Origin of the sequence: Tistrella sp., assembly GCF_002684955.1 — a bacterium.
Taxonomy (GTDB): Bacteria; Pseudomonadota; Alphaproteobacteria; order Tistrellales; family Tistrellaceae; genus Tistrella; species Tistrella mobilis.
Window position 1 is genome coordinate 123,757 of sequence record NZ_NYWI01000036.1, and the last position, 17,855, is coordinate 141,611.

Genomic DNA, 17,855 nt, shown 5'->3' on the forward strand with positions numbered 1-17,855 from the left:
ATGACCATGGCGACCTCTCCTGCGGACCCGCATTTCCGCAGCTTCCATGACGCGTTGCCCGCGGCCACCACCTGGGAGGCGGTGGCCCGTGGGGCCGAGACCGCGCCCCATGGCTTCGCCCTGCGCGTGATCGAACGCGGCGGTGCCGAGGCGGTGCTGACCCGGGGCGATCTTGCGACGCTCGCCGCCGCCGGCGCCCGGGCTCTGGCGGCGGCCGGCATCGCCGCCGGCGATCGGATCGTGCTGGCGCTGCCGGCCTCGCGGCTGTTCCTGGCGCTGCATCTGGGCGCCGGTGCGATCGGTGCCCTGCCGGTGGTGGTGGCGCCGCCCGCCGTGCCGGTGCCGGATCCCGCCCGCGCCCATCTGGCCGACATTGCCCGTAGGGCGGGGGCCCGGCTGCTGATCGCCGAGGCGGAACCGGCCGGGGCGCTCGACGGCCTGGACACGCAGGCCCCCGGTCTGGCGGTTGCCGCGGCCGACCGGTTGCTGGCGGCGGGGTTGCGCGCAGCCCTGCCGGCGATGACCGCCGATCCCCGCGGCATTTCGCATCTTCAGCAGACATCGGGATCGACCGGCGCACCCAAGCTCGCGGTGGTGCATCACGACCGGCTCTCGGCCAATCTCGCCCAGATCGCGGCGGCGATCTGCCCGGGGCCCGAGGGTGTGGGCGGCGATGTTCTGGTCTCGTGGCTGCCGCTCTCCCACGATATGGGGCTGGTCGGGCTCAATTATGCGCTCCGCTGGGGCGTGCCGATGGTGCTGGCCGATACCGGCGAATTCGTCCGCAACCCGATGAACTGGCCGGCCTGGATGTCGCGGCACAAGGGCACGCTGTCGCCGGCGCCCAACAGCGCCTTTCAGATGTGCGCGCGCCTGGCCCGGCTGCGCCCGCCGCGCGGGCTGGACCTCTCGGCCTGGCGGGTGGCGCTGTGCGGGGCGGAACCGGTTCATGCCCGCACCCTGCAGGATTTCAGCGCCGCCTTCGGCAGCCACGGTTTCGCGCCCGAGACCCTGCGCCCGGTCTATGGCCTGGCCGAGGCAACGCTGGCAGTGGCGATCCCGCCGGTGGGCGGCTGTGTGACCGACCCGGTCGATGCCGACCGGCTGGCGGCCGAAGGGGTGGCCGCACCGGCCGGAGACGAGGCCGGGCGCCGGCTTCATGCCGTCACCCTTGGGCCGGCAGTGCCGGGGGCCGCGATCCGTATCACCGCGCCCGACGGCACCGAACTGCCCGAACGCCGGGTCGGCGAGATCGAGGTCGCCAGCCCCGCGACCGTCGGTGGCTATTGGCAGGATCCGGCCGAAAGCGCCCGGTTGACCCGGCCCGACGGCTGGCTGCGCACCGGCGATCTGGGCTATCTGGCCGATGGTCGGCTGCATGTCACCGGCCGGGCCAAGGATCTGCTGATCCTGGGCGGGCGCAATTTCACCCCCGCCCAGATCGAAGATGTGGCCGAAGCCGCGGCCGATGCCGCGATCACGCCCGCGGTCATTGCCGTGGGTCTTACCGACGAGACCATCGGCACCGAAACCCTGCATCTGCTGCTCGACACCCGCCTCGGCCCCGAGGAGGCGCGCCCCGCCATCGCCCAGCGCATCCGCGATGCCCTGGCGGAGGCTTTCGGCCTGACCGGCATCGGCACGCATTGGATCGCCGCCGGCCTGGTGCCGCGCACCCCCAGCGGCAAGGTTCAGCGCTTCCGCTGCCGCGAGATCGTGGCCGCGCGCCTGGCGGACCGTCAGGCCGCGGCCTCAAAAAACAAGACGACACCCGCCCCAGGGAGGATCACCGGATGAATGCGCCCAAGGATATGGCCGCCGCAGAGGCCGCCGCCGTGGTTTCCTCCGTGGCCGAGCCGGTCGCCATCATCGGCATCGGCTGCCGTCTGCCGGGCGGCGCCTCCAGCCCGGCGGCCTTCTGGTCGCTGCTCCGCAACCGGGGGGATGCCATCCGCGAGGTGCCCTCCGATCGCTGGAACGCGGCCCTGTTCCACCATCCTGATCCGGCCTCCCGTCCCGGCACCGTCGGCACACGGATGGGCGGTTTCCTGGACGGCATCGACCGCTTCGACCCGGGCTTCTTCGGCATCTCGCCGCGCGAGGCGCAGCTGATGGACCCCCAGCAGCGCCTGCTGCTCGAATCGGCCGTCGACGCCATCGACGATGCCGGGCTGAAGCTTGAAGACATCGACGGCACGGATGTCGGCGTGTTCATCGGCATCGCGGCCTATGACTATGCCGAAATCCAGCACGGCATGGCCAATCGCGAGCTGATTTCCGGCCACACCAATACCGGCCTCGCGCTTTCGATCGCCGCCAACCGCATCTCGTATCTTTTGAACCTCAAGGGGCCGAGCGTTGCGGTCGACACCGCCTGTTCCTCGTCTCTGGTGGCCCTCCACCTCGCCTGTCAGTCGCTGCGATCAGGCGAAAGCCGGGCGGCGATCGTGGGCGGGGTCAATGCGATCCTGAAGCCGGAGCCGACCATCGGCTTCAGCCGCGCCTCGATGCTGGCGCCGGATGGCCGCTGCAAGACCTTCGATGCCCGCGCCAACGGCTATACCCGCGGCGAGGGCGCCGGCATCGTCGTGCTGAAGCCGCTTTCGGCCGCGCTTGCCGACGGTGATCCGGTCTATGGCGTGATCAAGGCCACGGTCGTCAACCAGGACGGCCATACCAACGGCATGACCGTGCCGGGCGAGGATGCCCAGGCGCGCATGCTGGAGACCGCCTATGCCCGGGCCGGCATCGTGCCCGGCACGCTGCAATACATGGAAGCCCATGGCACCGGCACGCCGGTCGGCGACCCGATCGAGGCCCGCGCGCTCGGCCGCGTGCTGTCACAGGGCCGGCCGGATGGCGATCGCTGCCTGGTCGGGTCGGTGAAGACCAATATCGGCCATCTGGAGGCGGCGGCGGGCATTGCCGGGCTGATCAAGGCGACGCTCGCCATTCATCACCGGCATGTGCCATCGAACCTGAATTTCGAGAGCCCCAACCCCGAGATCGATTTCGACGGGCTGAAGCTCGAGGTCGCGAGCAGCGACCGGCCCTGGCCGGATAACGGCCATCCGCCCCGCGCGGGCGTCAATTCCTTTGGATTCGGCGGCACCAACGCCCATGCGGTGCTGGAAGCGGCACCCGCCGAAGCCGTGCGCCCGGCCCTGTCGGACGAGGGGGCGCCTGGCATCGCCCCCGATGCCGGCAGGACCGGCGCACCCGTCCTGATCCCGGTCTCGGCCCGCAGCGCCGAGGCGCTGGCCGAGGCCGCCCGCCGTCTGGCGGAGGCGCTGACCGATGGCGACCAGGCGGCTGCGCACCGGCCCCTCGCCGAGGTCGCCGCCTGGGCGGGCACCCGGCGCAGCCAGCACGATCACCGGCTGGCGGTCGTGGCGGCCGATCATGCCGAGGCGGCGGAACGGCTGCGCGATGCCGCCGCCGGCACGGCCGGCCCCGGCATCATCGCCGGCCGCGGTCGGGCCCGTTCCGCGCCCGGCAACCCGGTCTATGTCTTCTCGGGCATGGGCCCGCAATGGTGGGCGATGGGCCGCCAGCTGATCGAGCGCGAACCCCTGTTCCGGGCCGCGATCGAGGAATGCGATGCCCATCTGCGTGCGGCCGGCGCGCCCTGGTCGCTGATGGACGAGATGTGCCGCGACGAGGCGCAGAGCCTGATGGCCGAGACCTATATCTCGCAGCCGTCGAACTTCGCTCTTCAGGTCGGCCTCGCCCGGCTCTGGAGCCATTGGGGCATCCGGCCCGCGGCCATCGTCGGCCATTCGACCGGCGAGGCGGCCGCCGCCCATGTCGCCGGCCAGCTGGACCTCGCGACCGCCTGCACCGTGATCTATCACCGCTCACGCGTGCAGCAGCGGGCCAGCGGCAAGGGCCGCATGCTGGCGGCGGCCCTGACCGAGGCCGAGGCGCTGGAGCGGATCGCGCCCGTGGCCGACCGGGGGTCGATCGCGGCCATGAACGGCCCCGGCATCCTGACGCTCGCGGGCGATGCCGAACCGCTGGAGGCCATCGCGGCGGGTCTTGCCGCAGAGGGTCGGTTCAACCGTTTCCTGACCGTGGCCGTGCCCTTCCACAGCCACCACATGGATCCGCTGCGCGAGGATCTGGAAGCCTCGCTCGCCGCAATCCGTCCGGCTGCGGCGGACCTGCCGCTCTATTCCACCGTCACCGGCGATCTGGCGGAGGATCTGCCCTATGACGCCGCCTATTGGTGGCGCAATGTCCGCCAGCCGGTACGCTTCGCCGACGCGATCCGCAGCCTGATCCGCGACGGCCATCGAACCTTCCTGGAGGTGGGACCGCATCCGGTCATCTCGTCCTCGATCGACGATACCGCGGGCGAGCTGGGCGAGCGGGTCATGACGGCGCATTCGCTTCGCCGTCAGACGGAAGAGCGTGCGGTGCTGCTCGGCAATCTGGGCCAGCTTTATGCGGCCGGCCACCAGGTCGACTGGCAGGCGGTTTCGGGCGCCGGCCGGCTGCGGCCGGTCCGGCTGCCCGCCTATCCCTGGCAGGACAAGCGCTACTGGCAGGAGGCAGCGGAAAGCCTGGACGGCCGCGCCGGTATGCCGGCCCATCCCTTCATCGGCCGGCGGATTGCGGCCGGTCTGCCGCTCTACGAGATCCGCATCGATCTGGAACGGCTGCCCTATCTGGCCGACCATGCCGTCGGCGGCTCGGTTCTGTTCCCCGGCGCCGGTTTCATTGAGGCGGCGCTCGCCGCCTGGACGGTGGCCATGGGCGCCGTCCCGGCCGCGGTCGAGGATGTGCGCTTTCTGAAGGCCCTGATCCTGGGCGCCGACCGCGCGGTGAAGCTGCAGGTGGCGCTCGATCCCGCGAGCGGCGGCGCCCGGGTGCTCTCCCGGCCGCTCGGCGAGGACGAGGCGCCGTGGACGCTGCATGCCGCGATGACGCTGAAGCCCCAGGGCGCGCTGCCGGCCCAGGCGGTGGATCTGGAGGCCGCGGCCGGGCGCTGCACCGAGGCGGTGGCCGATCGTGGCTATGGCGCCTTCGCGGCGCGCGGGCTGAATTACGGCCCGGCCTTCCAGGGTATCGCGGCCCTGTCGCGGGGGCCGGCCGAGGCGCTGGCCCGGCTGGCCCTGCCGGCCGCGGCACGGGCGGGCGATGGCGCGCCGGATGCCGCCGGCGGCTATCTCTTCCATCCCTCGCTGCTGGATGCCTGTTTCCAGGCGGTGCTTGGCGCGATCGACAGCCGCAGCGCGGCCGCCGGTGCCTATCTGCCGGTGGCGGTGGAGCGGCTCAGGCTGTCGGGGCGGATCGATGACGGTGCCGAACTTCATGCCCATGCCCGGCTGCTGACGCTCAATTCCAAGCAGCTGGATGCCGATATCCGCCTGACCGATGCCGCAGGCCGGGTGCTGGCCGAGGTGCAGGGCTTCTCGTGCATGGCGCTGGATCAGGCCGAAGGCGGCCGCGGTGCCGGCCGCGAGATCGATCGCAGGCTCTTTGCCGAACATTGGGTGGAGCAGGCGGCGGGTGTGGTGGCGGCGGATCTGCCAGATCCGGCCGATCTTGTGGCCGAGACCCGGCCGATGGTGCTGCCGCTGATCCGCAAGCTCGACCGCGCCGGCTATTATGCCGAGGCGCAGCCGCTGCTCGACCGGCTGACGGCCGCCTATGCCGCCCGCGCCTTCGCCGAACTGGGCATCGATGCCGATACGCCCGATCCGGCGCGGGTCGATCCCGTCCATCATCGGCTGCTGGCGCGGCTGGCCCAGGTGGTCAGGACCGAGACGGCCACGGGTCCGCTGCCCGAACCCGAGGTGCCGGGTGCCGAGATCGACCGCCGTCATCCCGGCCTGGCACCTGAAATGGTGCTGATCCGCCGCTGCGGCGAGGCGCTGGCCCGGGTGCTGACCGGGGCGCAGGATCCGCTGGATCTGATCTTCCCCGACGGGTCGCAGGCCGATGCCGAGCGGGTCTATCACGACAGCCCGAGCTTCGGCACCTATAACCGCATTCTGGAACAGGCGGTCCGCGCCCTGGTCGACCGGCTGCCCGCCGACCGGCCGCTGCGGATCCTGGAGATCGGTGCCGGCACCGGCGCCACCGCCGCCCATCTGCTGCCGGTGCTGCCGGCCAGCCGGACCGATTATGTCTTCACCGATATCTCCACCGCCTTCACCACCAAGGCCGAGCAGAAGTTCCGCGCCTTCGATTTCGTCCGCTACCGCCTGCTCGACATCGAGAAGGAGCCGGCGGCCCAGGGCTTCGCCCCGGCGAGCTTCGACCTGGTGGTGGCGACCGACGCGCTTCATGCGACCCGGGCGATCGACACCGCAATCGCCCATGCCGCCGGCCTGCTCCGTCCGGGCGGGTTGATGGCGCTGGTTGAGCTGACCGCGCCGCCGCCCTGGTTCGATCTGGTCTTCGGCATGCTCAAGGGCTGGTGGGCCTTCGACGACGCCGGGACCCGCCCCGACCATGCCTGCATGACCCTGCCGGCCTGGGAAGCGGCGCTCATGCGCGCCGGCTGCCCGGCGGTGGCGGCGCTCGACGACCGCGAGGATGGCGGAGCCACGGTGCACAGCGTCATCCTGGCCCGGCGGTCGACCACCGAGACCGCCCTGACCGCCGGCGAGGCGCCGGTGGCCGGGACCGACGAGCTGGATGCCCTGCTCGGGCTCAGCACCATCACCCGTGCGAAGCCCGGCTGGCTGGTGCTGGCCGATGGTCGTGGCGTCGGTGCGGCCGTTGCCGCAGCACTTGAGGCGCGGGGCCATCCGGTGAGGACCGTGACGGCCGGCGAGGTCGCCGACATCCGCGGCCTGGTGGACATTCGCAGCCTGGTCGACCGGGCGCTGATGGATCTGCCCGAGGTGGGCGGCATTCTGCATCTCTGGTCGCTCGATGCCGGGCCGACCGAAGCGGCCGACATGACGGACGTGGAGGCGACGGGGGCCGCGGTGCTGATGGAGCTGGTCCAGGCAGTGACCGATCCGAGCTTCGGCAATCCGCCACGGCTGGTGCTGGCGACCGCTGGTGCCCGGCGGGTGCGGCCCGACGATCCGGCGCCCGAGGCCGCCCAGGCGCCGGCCTGGGGCTTTGCCCGGGTGCTGACCAACGAGCATCCCGAACTGGGCACGGTGATGGTCGACCTGCCGGCCGCCGCATCACCCGACATGACCGACGAGATCGAGGCGCTGGCCCGGATCTGCGCCGAGGGGGCCGGCGACGAGACCGAAATCGCGCTCCGCGGCGCGCGGACCCATGTCGCCCGCATCCGGGCCGAGACGCTCGACGGGCTCCGCCGCCGGGCGCTCGACCCCAGGCCGGCGGCGGCGGGGACCGCCTTCCGGCTCGATGCCCTCAAGACCGGCGCGCTCGACAATCTGATGCTGACCGAGGCTCGTCTGCGCGAGCCGGGGCCGGGGGAGGTCGAGATCGACGTCGCCTTCACCGGGCTCAATTTCCGCGACGTGATGAAGGTGATGGGCATCTACCCGACCGAGGGCGACGAGCCCCTGGTGCTGGGCGACGAGGTCGCCGGCACCATCCGGCGGGTGGGGCCGGGGGTGGATGATCTGGCGCCCGGCGACCGGGTGATGGCGATCGCCCCCGGCTTCGCCAGCCGCACCGTGGTCGGCCGCGGCTTCGTGGCGAAGCTGCCGGACGGGGTGCCGCTGGAGGGCGGCGCCACCATCCCGATCACCTTCGTTACGGTCTGGTATGCGCTGCATCATCTGGCCCGCGCCGAGGCCGGGGAGCGGATCCTGATCCATGCCGCCGCCGGTGGTGTCGGTCTGACCGCAATCCAGGTCGCGCAGCGGGCGGGGCTGGAGATCCATGCCACGGCCGGCTCGCCCGAGAAGCGCGATTTCGTCCGCAGCCTGGGCGTCACCCATGTCTATGACAGCCGCAGCCTCGACTTCGCCGACCAGATCATGGCGGCGACCGATGGCGAAGGCGTCGACATGGTGCTGAACTCGCTGGCCGGCGAGGCGATCCCGAAATCGCTCGGTCTGCTCAGGGCCTATGGCCGCTTCCTCGAAATCGGCAAGACCGACATCTACGGCAATTCCCGCATCGGTCTCCGGCCGTTCCGCAACAACCTCTCCTATTTCGCCATCGACCTCGACCGGGTGTTCCGCGAGCGGCCGAAGCTGGCCGCACGGCTGATGGGCGAGGTGGCAGATGCCTTCGCCGAGGGCGGGCTTCAGCCGCTGCCGCGGCGGGTCTGGCTGGTGTCCAGGGCCGAACAGGCCTTCCGCCACATGGCCCAGGCGCGCCATATCGGCAAGATCGTGCTCGCCATGGAAGACGAGGCGGCACGCATCGCCCGGCCGTTGCCGAAGCCGCTGCCGCTCAAATCCGACGGCACCTATCTGATGACCGGCGGTCTGGGTGGCTTCGGCCTCGCCGTCGCCGAATGGCTGGTGGCCAAAGGTGCAGGGACGGTGGTGCTGGCCGGCCGGTCCGGCGCCGCCACGCCCGAGGCCCAGGCCGCGGTCGACCGGCTGCGCGCCGGCGGCACCCGGGTCCGGGTGGAACGCTGCGACGTCACCGACCGGGCGGCGGTGGAGGCCATGCTCGGCCGGATCCGGGCCGAATTGCCGCCGCTCAGGGGCGTGCTGCATGCGGCCATGGTGCTGGACGACGATTTCGTGCTGAAGCTCGATCGCGATCGTCTGCACCGGGTGACGGCGCCCAAGATCGAGGGCGCGCTCAACCTGCATCTGGCGACCCGCGACGACCCGGTCGAGATGTTCGTGATGTTCTCGTCCTTCGCGGCGATGGTCGGCAATCCCGGCCAGGCCAATTACGTCGCCGCCAACCAGTATCTGGTGGCACTGGCCGAACGCCGCCGGGCGCAGGGGCTGCCGGCGCTGGCGGTCGACTGGGGGGCGATCGGGGGCGTGGGCTATGTCGCGGCCCATGATGAGATTGCCCGGCATTTCGAACGCCACGGCCTCACCCCCGTTCAGGCACCGGATGCGCTGGCTTCGCTCGAAGCCCTGCTTGGTGCGGGAGCGGTCGCCTCGGGCGTGATCGACATCGACTGGGCGGTCTGGGCCCGCTACATGCCGGAACTGGCGCGCAACCCGCGCTATGCCGACCTGCCGCTGACCGAAGGCGCCGGTGGCACCGGCGGTGGCGGCGGAGAGGGTGATCAGGTCCTGGCCCGGATCCGCGAGGCCGCGGCCGAGGATCGCCAGGCCATGGTCGAGGCGGCGCTGGCCGCACGGCTCGCCACCGTGCTCGGCACCAGTGCCGAAACGCTCGATACCGGCCAGCCGCTGGCCGAACTCGGGCTCGATTCGCTCATGGCCGTCGAACTCAGCTGCCTGATCGAGGACGATCTGGGCGTGAAGACACCTGCGATAGAATTGACCCAGAGCCCGTCGCTCTCCAAGCTGGCGGAGCGGTTGCTGCCCGCGATCGCACCCTGACCCATCCAGGGCTCCGCAGACGAGCCTTTTCCCAAGCCGGAGAGAGACGCCGATGTTCGAACCCCGCAACCCCGCTTTCGCCGAAGCCGCCCGTGCCATCTTCGGTCAGGCCGGTTTCATCACCGATCTCGGCATCGAGCCGGTGGTGGTCGAGCCGGGGCTGGTCGAAAGCCGTGTGACCATCCATCCGCGGCACATGCAGCATGACGGCGTGATCCATGCCGGCGTGCAGATGACCATCGCCGACCACACCGCAGGGGCGGCGGCCTTCACCACCATCGCCGCCGATGAATTCGTGCTGACCACCAGCTTCACCACCAGCCTGCTGAAGGCGGCGCTGGGCACGGAGCTGCGCTGCCGGGCGACGGTGCTGCAGGCGGGGCGCCGGCTGGTGGTGTGCGAATCCGAAGTCTTCGCCGTCAGGGACGACACGCCGGTGCGGGTGTCCAAGGCGGTGGTGTCGCTGGCGGTGCTGCAGCGGCGCTGAGCTGCTGCCTGCGGGCCCGCCCGAAAACTGCCGACCGGCGGAGCCGGCGGCCGGAAGGAGGAGATCCCCCATGACCGATTCGCTGTTCGACGATGTCGTGACCCGCATCGGCGAGTATCTGGAAACCGATGTGAGCCACCTCACGCCCGACTCCAAGCTCGCCACCTCGATCGACGGGCTCAACTCGCTCAAGATGTTCGAAATGATCCTCTATCTGGAGGATTGTTTCGGGGTCGAATTCGACGAGGCGGTGATGGATCGGATCGACACCCTGGGCGGGCTCGTCGACCATATCCGTGAACAGCGCGCCGCGGCGGCCTGACGGAGGCAGCCTCAGCCATGAAGCCGATGCGTTGGCCCTGGCGACGGACGGCCGCCGGAGACGACCCGCTGCCGTCCGGCGATCCTGCCCGTATCACGGCCGGGACCCGCGCCGTCGCGGTGACCGGCATCGGCTGCGTCACCGCCTTCGGCCTGGGGCGGGACGTTCTCGACGACGCCCTGGCCGCGGGGCGGGTGGCGGCAGCACCCGTCACCCGGTTCGATCCCGCCCGATTTGCCTGCCGGATCGCGGCCGAAGTGCCGGAACCCTCCCTGCGCTTTGCCCGCGATCATCTTTCGCACGAGCTGGAGCGGATGAGCCTGTTCGTCCGGCTCGCGGTCCATGCGTCCATGGCCGCACTCGGTGCGGATCCGGCCGTGACCGGCCGGCCACGCCTGCCCGAAGGCCGCGGGCTGATCGCCATGGGGGTCGCCATGGGTGGCCTGCCCCATATCGAGCAGGGGGTGCTGAAGCAGGAACGCGCGGGCCCGCGCAAGACCACGCCTTTCCTGATCCCCTCGCTGATCCCGAACATGGCGGCGAGCATGACCGCACTCAGGCTCGGCTTCGAGGGGCCGCAGGTGACGCTGGCCGGTGCCTGCGCCAGCGGCACCCAGGCGATCGGCCATGCGCTTGCCGAACTCCGGGCCGGGCGGATCGACTGGGCGCTGGCCGGCGGATCGGAAGCCGTCACCACCCCCATCACCTGGTCGGGCTTCGAGGCAATGCATGCGCTTTCGCGCGGAGGGGCTGGCGAGGGAGCGGGCGAGGGGCCGGCAGCGCGGCCGTTCGATGGTGCGCGTGACGGCATGATCTGCGGCGAGGCCGCCGCCATGCTGCTGCTGCACCGGGCCGATGCCGGTGACGGCCGGGCGGTGCTGGGCCGCATTCTGGGCTATGCCACCAATTCCGGCGCGCCGGACCTGACCCGCATTCCCGACCGCGAAGGCCTGGCCTGCATGCGCCTGGCGCTGGAGGATGCAGGCGTCGATCCGACCGATCTGGGCGCGGTGATGGCCCAGGCCTCGGGCATGATCACCGGCGATGCGATCGAGGCGGCGGCGATCGCGGAGCTGACCGGCAGCCATCGTCCGCCGGTCACCTCGGTCAAGGGCGCCACCGGCTATGTCTTCGCCGCCAACGGGCCGGTCAGCACAGTGGCGGCGCTGGGCGCCCTGTCACGCGGCCGTCTGCCGCCGGTTGCGGGGTTCCGGGCCCCGTCCGAGGACACCGCCTGTATCGACGTGGTGGCTGGCGCACCGCGGGACATCGATCCCGGCCGGCCGGGGCTGGTCAACAGCTTCGGCTTTGGTGGCATCAATGCCTCGCTGGTGGTCGCCGGATCTGACGTGATCGGCAGATGACGGCCCGGCTCTGAATATCAATTCTTGATGTGGTGCATTTTGGCGCAGAATAGATCTCATTCTTCTGCACATATGTAGTGACTTGAAAGCATGATCAGGCGATGATGGCCGGGATCCATCAACCCGGCCGTCCATCTCTGTCCGATGCCCGGGCTATGCCAACCTGCCGGGCCGGTACCGCCTGCCCGGGACATGCATGAAGGAGGAACGGGGATGGACCCGTTCATCGGAGAGATCCGCATTTTCGCCGGCGGCATACCGCCGACCGGCTGGGCCCCCTGCGAGGGCCAGCTGATGTCGATCCAGCAGCACCAGGATCTCTTTGCGCTTCTGGGCGATCGCTATGGCGGCGACGGCCGGACATATTTCGCGCTGCCGGATCTGCGTGGCCGCACGCCCGTCTGCATCACCAGTCAGCCGGTCCAGGGGGTGAGCTACAAGATCGCCCAGACGGCCGGCGTCGAGGGCGTCCTGCTCGCCGCCTCTGAAATTCCGGCGCACGACCATCCGCTGGTCGCAGTCTCGACCGCGGCCTCTTCGGTCTCACCGTCGGGGGAGGTCTTCGCCTCGACGCAGCCTGCGGTCTATGCCGCGGGTGGCGGCGATACCATTCCCCTTGCCGCCGGGTCCGTCACCTCCGTCGGTGACGCCGGTACGCATGAGAACCGCCAGCCGGGCCTTGCGCTCTTCTATTGCATCGCGACCACCGGCAACTGGCCGCAGCGCAGCTGACGCCGATCGGGAGAGCCTCATGTACAAGTATCTCGGCGAGATCCGGCTCTTCGCCGGCGACGTCGCGCCATCCGGCTGGGCATTCTGCAACGGCCAGGCCATGTCGATGACCGAATATCCCGCACTCTATACCGTGCTGACCACGAAATACGGTGGCGACGGCATCAAGACCTTCAATCTTCCGGATCTACGGGGCCGGATCCCCGTCCATATCGGCCAGGGGCCGGGTGTGGACAGTTACTACCGTCTGGGCCAGACCTTCGGGGAAGAGACGGTGCCCCTGACCACGCAGCAGATCCCGCCGCACAGCCACAGCTTCGAGGTCGCGGCGACCACGGCTGACGCTACGGCGCCCGCCGGTGCAATGCTGGCCGAAGCGCCCGCGCAGTCGGGGTTCACCGGGCTTTATACCGATACACCCCTTCAGCCCGGCACCACCGGTGCCCTGGCGCCCCAGGCGATCGGCAGCACCGGCGGCGGTCAGGCGCATCCGAACGTGATGCCGTCCACCGCGATCAACTACATCATCGCCATCACCGGCAGCATCGCCACCGCGGCGACATCCTGAGCAGGCACCACCATGGCAGATGCTTTCACCGGAGAAATCCGGGTCTACAGCTTCGACTATGCCCCGCAGGACTGGGCCTTCTGCAATGGCGGCAGGCTGCTGATCGATCAGAACAAGGCCCTGTTCTCGGTGATCAAGAGCTATTACGGCCCGGCGGACGGGACGTTTTTCTATCTTCCCAATCTGCAGGGGACCGCGCCGATGGGGGCGGGGCAGGGGACCGGCCTCACCAACCGGACGCTCGGCAGCATGACCGGCACCGTCTCGGTCACGCTGACCACGGCGCAGCTGCCGGCGCATACGCACGGCCTTCAGGTCGATACCTCGACCACGGCCACGATCCAGACCACGCCCACGGCCAATGTCTCGGTCATCGCCACGCCGGTCTCGGGCGATGTCTTCGCGCCCTATGATCAGACGGCGGCCGTGACCCTGGATGCCGGGGCGATCGGCACGACCGGCGGCGGTCAGCCGCACGAGAACCGCTCCCCCCTGCTCGCCCTGAATTTCTGCATCTGCCTCACGGGCGTTTATCCCGGCTCGTAAGGCAAGAATGCCGCCGCCGGAGAGGCCCGGCGGCGGCTCGATCTTCAGTCCTGCCGGACCAGCGGCAGGTAGTGATGGACCTGGCGCATGGCGACCAGATCCTTGCGGCGCACGACATTGGTCGGATAGGGCGAGCCCGGCAGGGTGCCGGTGTCGATGGTGGCGGTGACCAGACCCTCGCCCTCGGGGATGAAGGCCTCGCTGCGGGGGAAGGCGAAGCTGTCGGGGCCGAAGATGCCGCTCTTGCCGGCAAAGCCCCTGGCCTCGTCGATGTGGTTGGCGGCGACCAGCCAGACATTGTTTTCACCCGCCCGCACCCGGAACAGCAGCCAGTGATGCGGATCGGCGCCGGTCGGGATCGGCGGGTTCTGCGCCACCTTGCTGCCCGGATGGCCGAAGGAGATCCGCCCCGCGATGGCGGCCGGTGCTGCGATCACGTCGACCCCGCGCAGTGCCAGGACGCGGCCGGCCTCGGGGAAAGCGAGGTCATGGCCGATCAGCAGGCCGAGCCGCCCGAAGGGCAGGTCGAACACCGCCCAGTCGTCACCGGCCGTCGCCCAGCCGGCCTCGGCGGTGGTGAGGTGGATCTTGCGGTAGCGGCCGACGATGCCCTCGGGGCCGACCAGTACGGCGGTCGAATAGCGGGCCTCGCCCTCCGCCTCGATCAGGCCGGCAACGATATGGAGGCGGTGCCGGATGGCGATGCTGACCAGCCGTGCCACCTCCGGACCGTCGAGGGTGACGGCATTTGCGGGGGCGGTGCCCGTCAGCGCATATTCCGGCAGAACCAGCAGCACCGCGTCCTTGGCCGAAGCCTCGGCCGCATGCCAGGCAGCCCGCTCCAGATTGGCGGCGGTGTCGTTGCCCGGCGTGAACTGTGCGGCCGCAACCTCGAACACGCCGCCCTGGGGCAGGGCGCGGTAGCCATAGAGGCGGAAGAAGTCGAGCGGATTCCACAGGAAGGTGTTGGTCATCAGCTCGGCGTAAAGCTCGGGCCGGCGCTGGGTGAAGACCGGCTCGCCCAGAACCTTGCGCGCCCGGGCGCGGGCCAGGTCGACCGTGCCGTAGACGACGCCGTCGCCGCAGTCGAGCACCGCTTCCATGCTGCCGTCGGGCCCCAGGATGCAGCTGCCGCCCGAGAATTCGACCGTCCGCTCCAGCCCCCAGCGATTGGCCTCGATCACATAGCAGCCGTTCTCGAAGGCGCGGGTGATCCAATAGGGCGCCGGGCAGCGCTCGGCCAGCCAGTTGCTGATATGGCAGATCACATCCGCCCCGCCCAGAGCATCGAGGCGGGCGGTCTCGATGAAATGGATGTCCATGCAGACCAGCATGGCGATGCGGCCGATCGGTGTCTCGAACACCGCATGCTCGTCGCCGGCCACCGCCCATTTGGGCTCGGCGATGTAGGAGTGGCTCTTGCGGTGGCGGCCGATCACGCCGTCGGGGCCGATCAGCACCGCGGTGTTGTGATAGAGGTTCGTTTCAGGATCGACCTCGGGCATGCCGATGACGATGTAGCAGTCATAGGCGTGGGCCAGCACCGCGAAGCGGTCGGTGGTGGGGCCGGGCACCGGCTCGACGAAGGGGGCGACTTCGGCGCGGTCGTACCAGCAATAGCCGGTCGTCCCCATCTCGGGCGTCACGATCAGCTTCGCGCCGCCCTGTGCGGCCGTCTCCACCAGGGCGAGGAGGCGGGTGATGTTGCGCTCCTTCTCGTAGAGCGTCGGCTCGAACTGGACGGCGGCGACCTTGTAGGACGTCTCGGTCATGATGCGGAACTCTCTGTAACCGGAAATTCTGAGGCGGGGGAATGGCCGGGCCGGCCGGTCACACCGCCATGTGGCGGTGGACCAGCTCGTCGGTCAGCGTCTCGATCGGGCCGCCTGCGGCGATGCGGCCCTTTTCGAGCATCACGAAGCCGTGGGCGACCGCGCGGACGAAGTCGATGTTCTGCTCGACCAGGATCACGGTCAGCCCGTGCTCGCGGTTGAGCCTGGCGATCACCGCGTGGATCTCTTCCACGATCGAGGGCTGGATGCCCTCGCTCGGCTCGTCGAGCAGCAGCAGCTTGGGGTTGGCGGCCAGCGCCCGGGCGATGGCGAGCTGCTGCTGCTGCCCGCCCGAGAGCACGCCGCCGCGGCGGTCGTAATTCTCGGGCAGATAGGGAAACAGCTCGGGCACCAGTGCCGGCACCTCGATGCGGCCGTCGGTGCGGGCGAAGGCGCCCATCAGGATGTTTTCGTGGATGGTGAAGTCGGGAATGATCTCGCGGCCCTGGGGCACGTAGCCGATCCCGGCCCGCGCCCGGCGGAAGGTCGGCTCGTGGCCGATCTCGGTACCGTCGAGCCGGATGCTGCCCGACATGCGGTCGGTGAGGCCCATGATGGTCTTCATGAGCGTGGTCTTGCCGGTGCCATTGCGGCCCAGCACCGCGGTGATCCGGCCGGCGGGCGCTTCCAGCGCCACGCCCTGCAGCACATGGCTGCGGCCGTAATAGCTGTCGATCGCGGACATCTGCAGCATCAGCCGATCCCCTTCGTGCCGAGATAGGCGGCGCGCACATCCGCATTGGTCTCGATCTCGGCGACCGTGCCCTCGGCCAGAACCCGGCCCAGATGCAGCACGGTGATCCGGGTCGCGATCTCGCGGACGAAGGCCATGTCGTGCTCGACCACCAGCAGGGTGTGGCTGCCCTTGAGGTCGTTGATGATCCGCGCGGTCTTGAGCGTCTCGGCCTGGGTCATGCCCGCGGTCGGCTCGTCGAGCAGGATCACCCGCGGGCTGCGCACCACCAGCAGACCCAGCTCCAGCCACTGGGTCTGGCCGTGGCTGAGGAAACCCGCGACGGTCTCGGCCTCTTGTGCAAGGCCGGTCAGCTCCAGCACCTCGTCCACCCGCCTTCGGCCTGCCGCATCCAGGCCGAAGCCCAGATTGGCGCGGACGCTGGGGGCGCGGAAGGCGGCGACCTCCAGATTGCGGCGCACGGTCAATTCGCGGAACACGCTCGGGATCTGGAACTTGCGCCCCAGCCCGGCGCGGGCGATGCGGTGTTCGGGCCAGTTGGTGATCTCGGTGTCGTGCAGATGCACGCGGCCACGGCTCGCCCGGGTGCGGCCCGAGATCAGGTCCATCAGCGTGGTCTTGCCGGCGCCGTTGGCGCCGAGCAGCACCCTGAGTTCGCCGTCGGCCACCGTGAGGTTCACCTCGTCCACGGCCCTGAAGCCGCCGAAGGAGACGCCGAGCCCGTCGAGGGTCAGGGCGATGCCGTGTCTGGTTCCGGCTGTCATTTCCGGCCCTCCGCCTTGCGGGTCGCACCGCTCACCCGGTCGATCAGGTCATGGGCGAGGCCGCCCAGGCCGCGCGGCATGAACAGCACCACCAGGACGAAGATCAGCCCGATCACCGCTTTCCACGCCTCGACCAGGGCTTCGGTCTCGCTGGCGCCGGCCTCGATCATGTTGATGAGGATGGCGCCGATGCAGGCGCCGAGCAGGCTGGATCGGCCGCCGACCGCCGCCCAGACCACCATGGTGATCGAGAAGGCGAGGTCCATGAAGGTGGGGGAGGCGAACTCCGCCACCACGACGTAGAGCATGCCGGCAAGCCCGGCGATTCCGGCCGAGACCGCAAAGAAGAAGATCTGATAGGCCGGCACGTCGAAGCCCAGATAGCGGGCGCGGGTGGCATCGTCGCGGATCGCCTGCAGCACCAGGCCGGCGCGGGTTTCAACCAGCAGCCGGGTGGCGGCCAGCACCAGAAGCAGGGTGATCGCGACCAGATAATAGGTGGCCTGCGAATAGGGATCGAATTCGAAGCCGCCGATGGTGAGCCAGCCGAGATCGGTCAGACCGTTGAAACCGTTGGTGAAGGGCTGGGCGTCGATGACCAGCAGGCGGACCAGCAGCACCAGCGCAAGCGTGATGATCGAGACGAACACCCCGGCGATGCGCTTGCGGAACACCACCATCCCCAGCAGGAAGGCGACCGTCACCGGCAGGGCCAGCCCCATGAAGATGCCGAAGCCCTGAGAGATGAAGGGCTTCCACAGGAAGGACGAACCTGTGATGCAGCAGAGATCCGTGGGCGCGCCCGGCTCGGCATTCCAGAGCATGAAGTCGGGCACCGGCGTGTCCGAGCCCTGGGCAAGGCTGGTCGGGCTTGCGAGCTTCAGCGACATGGCGAGCATATAGGCGCCGAAGCCGAAGAACAGGCCCTGTCCGAGATTGAGGATGCCGGCATAGCCCCAGGAGAGCGAGATGGCCACACCCAGCATGCCGAAGACCAGATACTTCGCCATGCGGTTCAGCCAGAAATCGTCCAGGAAGGCCGGGGCCACCAGAACCAGGCCGGCGAAGGCCAGATAGGCGAGGAGGGTGGTGGTGGTCGAGAGACGCATCCGCATGGC

At 69.9% G+C, this 17,855-nt stretch carries 12 protein-coding genes; 8 read left to right on the plus strand and 4 right to left on the minus strand.

Annotated elements, in window-relative coordinates; all coding sequences use genetic code 11:
- The 8 genes from CMO28_RS13030 to CMO28_RS13065 all read left to right on the plus strand — a co-directional run bounded on the left by CMO28_RS13030 (position 1) and on the right by CMO28_RS13065 (position 13,447).
- Positions 1-1,797: an AMP-binding protein gene (locus CMO28_RS13030; RefSeq protein ID WP_296714093.1), complete on the plus strand. Its 1,797-nt coding sequence runs from the start codon at positions 1-3 to the stop codon at positions 1,795-1,797.
- Positions 1,794-9,428: a type I polyketide synthase gene (locus CMO28_RS13035; protein WP_296714095.1), complete on the plus strand. Its 7,635-nt coding sequence runs from the start codon at positions 1,794-1,796 to the stop codon at positions 9,426-9,428. The genes CMO28_RS13030 and CMO28_RS13035 overlap by 4 nt, the downstream gene beginning before the upstream one ends.
- A gap of 52 nt (positions 9,429-9,480) precedes the next feature.
- The gene (locus CMO28_RS13040; protein WP_296714097.1) at positions 9,481-9,915 is read left to right on the plus strand and encodes a PaaI family thioesterase; all 435 of its coding nucleotides are present in this window, start codon (positions 9,481-9,483) and stop codon (positions 9,913-9,915) included.
- Positions 9,916-9,985: 70 nt separating this feature from the next.
- Positions 9,986-10,237, plus strand: coding sequence for an acyl carrier protein (locus CMO28_RS13045; RefSeq protein WP_296714098.1), 252 nt, complete (start codon positions 9,986-9,988; stop codon positions 10,235-10,237).
- Positions 10,238-10,254: 17 nt separating this feature from the next.
- Complete coding sequence (locus CMO28_RS13050; protein ID WP_296714101.1) at positions 10,255-11,601, plus strand: beta-ketoacyl-[acyl-carrier-protein] synthase family protein; 1,347 nt, start codon at positions 10,255-10,257, stop codon at positions 11,599-11,601.
- A gap of 213 nt (positions 11,602-11,814) precedes the next feature.
- Positions 11,815-12,333 (plus strand): phage tail protein, encoded by a 519-nt coding sequence (locus CMO28_RS13055; protein ID WP_296714102.1) that lies wholly within the window; start codon positions 11,815-11,817, stop codon positions 12,331-12,333.
- Positions 12,334-12,352: 19 nt separating this feature from the next.
- Complete coding sequence (locus CMO28_RS13060) at positions 12,353-12,901, plus strand: phage tail protein (RefSeq protein WP_296714104.1); 549 nt, start codon at positions 12,353-12,355, stop codon at positions 12,899-12,901.
- Between the two features lie 12 nt (positions 12,902-12,913).
- On the plus strand, positions 12,914-13,447 hold the full coding sequence (locus CMO28_RS13065; RefSeq protein ID WP_296714106.1) for a phage tail protein: 534 nt from the start codon (positions 12,914-12,916) through the stop codon (positions 13,445-13,447).
- Between the two features lie 44 nt (positions 13,448-13,491).
- On the opposite strand, the gene CMO28_RS13070 is transcribed toward CMO28_RS13065, so the two are convergent.
- From CMO28_RS13070 to urtC, 4 genes are read right to left on the minus strand one after another with little or no spacing between them, the layout of a single operon-like run.
- Positions 13,492-15,219, minus strand: a complete 1,728-nt coding sequence (locus CMO28_RS13070) for a nitrilase-related carbon-nitrogen hydrolase (RefSeq protein ID WP_296714107.1) — start codon at positions 15,217-15,219, stop codon at positions 13,492-13,494.
- Between the two features lie 58 nt (positions 15,220-15,277).
- A complete protein-coding gene (gene urtE, locus CMO28_RS13075; protein ID WP_296714110.1) occupies positions 15,278-15,973 on the minus strand; it encodes an urea ABC transporter ATP-binding subunit UrtE in 696 nt (231 codons plus the stop codon).
- Entirely contained in the window at positions 15,973-16,737 is a 765-nt protein-coding gene (urtD, locus tag CMO28_RS13080; protein ID WP_062768894.1) for an urea ABC transporter ATP-binding protein UrtD, read from the minus strand. The genes urtE and urtD overlap by 1 nt, the downstream gene beginning before the upstream one ends.
- Positions 16,734-17,846: an urea ABC transporter permease subunit UrtC gene (gene urtC / locus CMO28_RS13085; RefSeq protein ID WP_322111347.1), complete on the minus strand. Its 1,113-nt coding sequence runs from the start codon at positions 17,844-17,846 to the stop codon at positions 16,734-16,736. The genes urtD and urtC overlap by 4 nt, the downstream gene beginning before the upstream one ends.
- Positions 17,847-17,855: the final 9 nt, after the last annotated feature.

Bases quoted from the DNA above. Each gene is read 5' to 3' on its own strand.
- CMO28_RS13070 (WP_296714107.1), bottom strand. From the start codon at position 15,219: ATGACCGAGACGTCCTACAAGGTCGCCGCCGTCCAGTTCGAGCCGACG.
- CMO28_RS13035 (WP_296714095.1), top strand. From the start codon at position 1,794: ATGAATGCGCCCAAGGATATGGCCGCCGCAGAGGCCGCCGCCGTGGTT.
- CMO28_RS13030 (WP_296714093.1), top strand. From the start codon at position 1: ATGACCATGGCGACCTCTCCTGCGGACCCGCATTTCCGCAGCTTCCAT.
- CMO28_RS13065 (WP_296714106.1), top strand. From the start codon at position 12,914: ATGGCAGATGCTTTCACCGGAGAAATCCGGGTCTACAGCTTCGACTAT.
- urtC (WP_322111347.1), bottom strand. From the start codon at position 17,846: ATGCGTCTCTCGACCACCACCACCCTCCTCGCCTATCTGGCCTTCGCC.
- CMO28_RS13040 (WP_296714097.1), top strand. From the start codon at position 9,481: ATGTTCGAACCCCGCAACCCCGCTTTCGCCGAAGCCGCCCGTGCCATC.
- CMO28_RS13060 (WP_296714104.1), top strand. From the start codon at position 12,353: ATGTACAAGTATCTCGGCGAGATCCGGCTCTTCGCCGGCGACGTCGCG.
- CMO28_RS13045 (WP_296714098.1), top strand. From the start codon at position 9,986: ATGACCGATTCGCTGTTCGACGATGTCGTGACCCGCATCGGCGAGTAT.
- urtD (WP_062768894.1), bottom strand. From the start codon at position 16,737: ATGACAGCCGGAACCAGACACGGCATCGCCCTGACCCTCGACGGGCTC.
- urtE (WP_296714110.1), bottom strand. From the start codon at position 15,973: ATGCTGCAGATGTCCGCGATCGACAGCTATTACGGCCGCAGCCATGTG.
- CMO28_RS13050 (WP_296714101.1), top strand. From the start codon at position 10,255: ATGAAGCCGATGCGTTGGCCCTGGCGACGGACGGCCGCCGGAGACGAC.
- CMO28_RS13055 (WP_296714102.1), top strand. From the start codon at position 11,815: ATGGACCCGTTCATCGGAGAGATCCGCATTTTCGCCGGCGGCATACCG.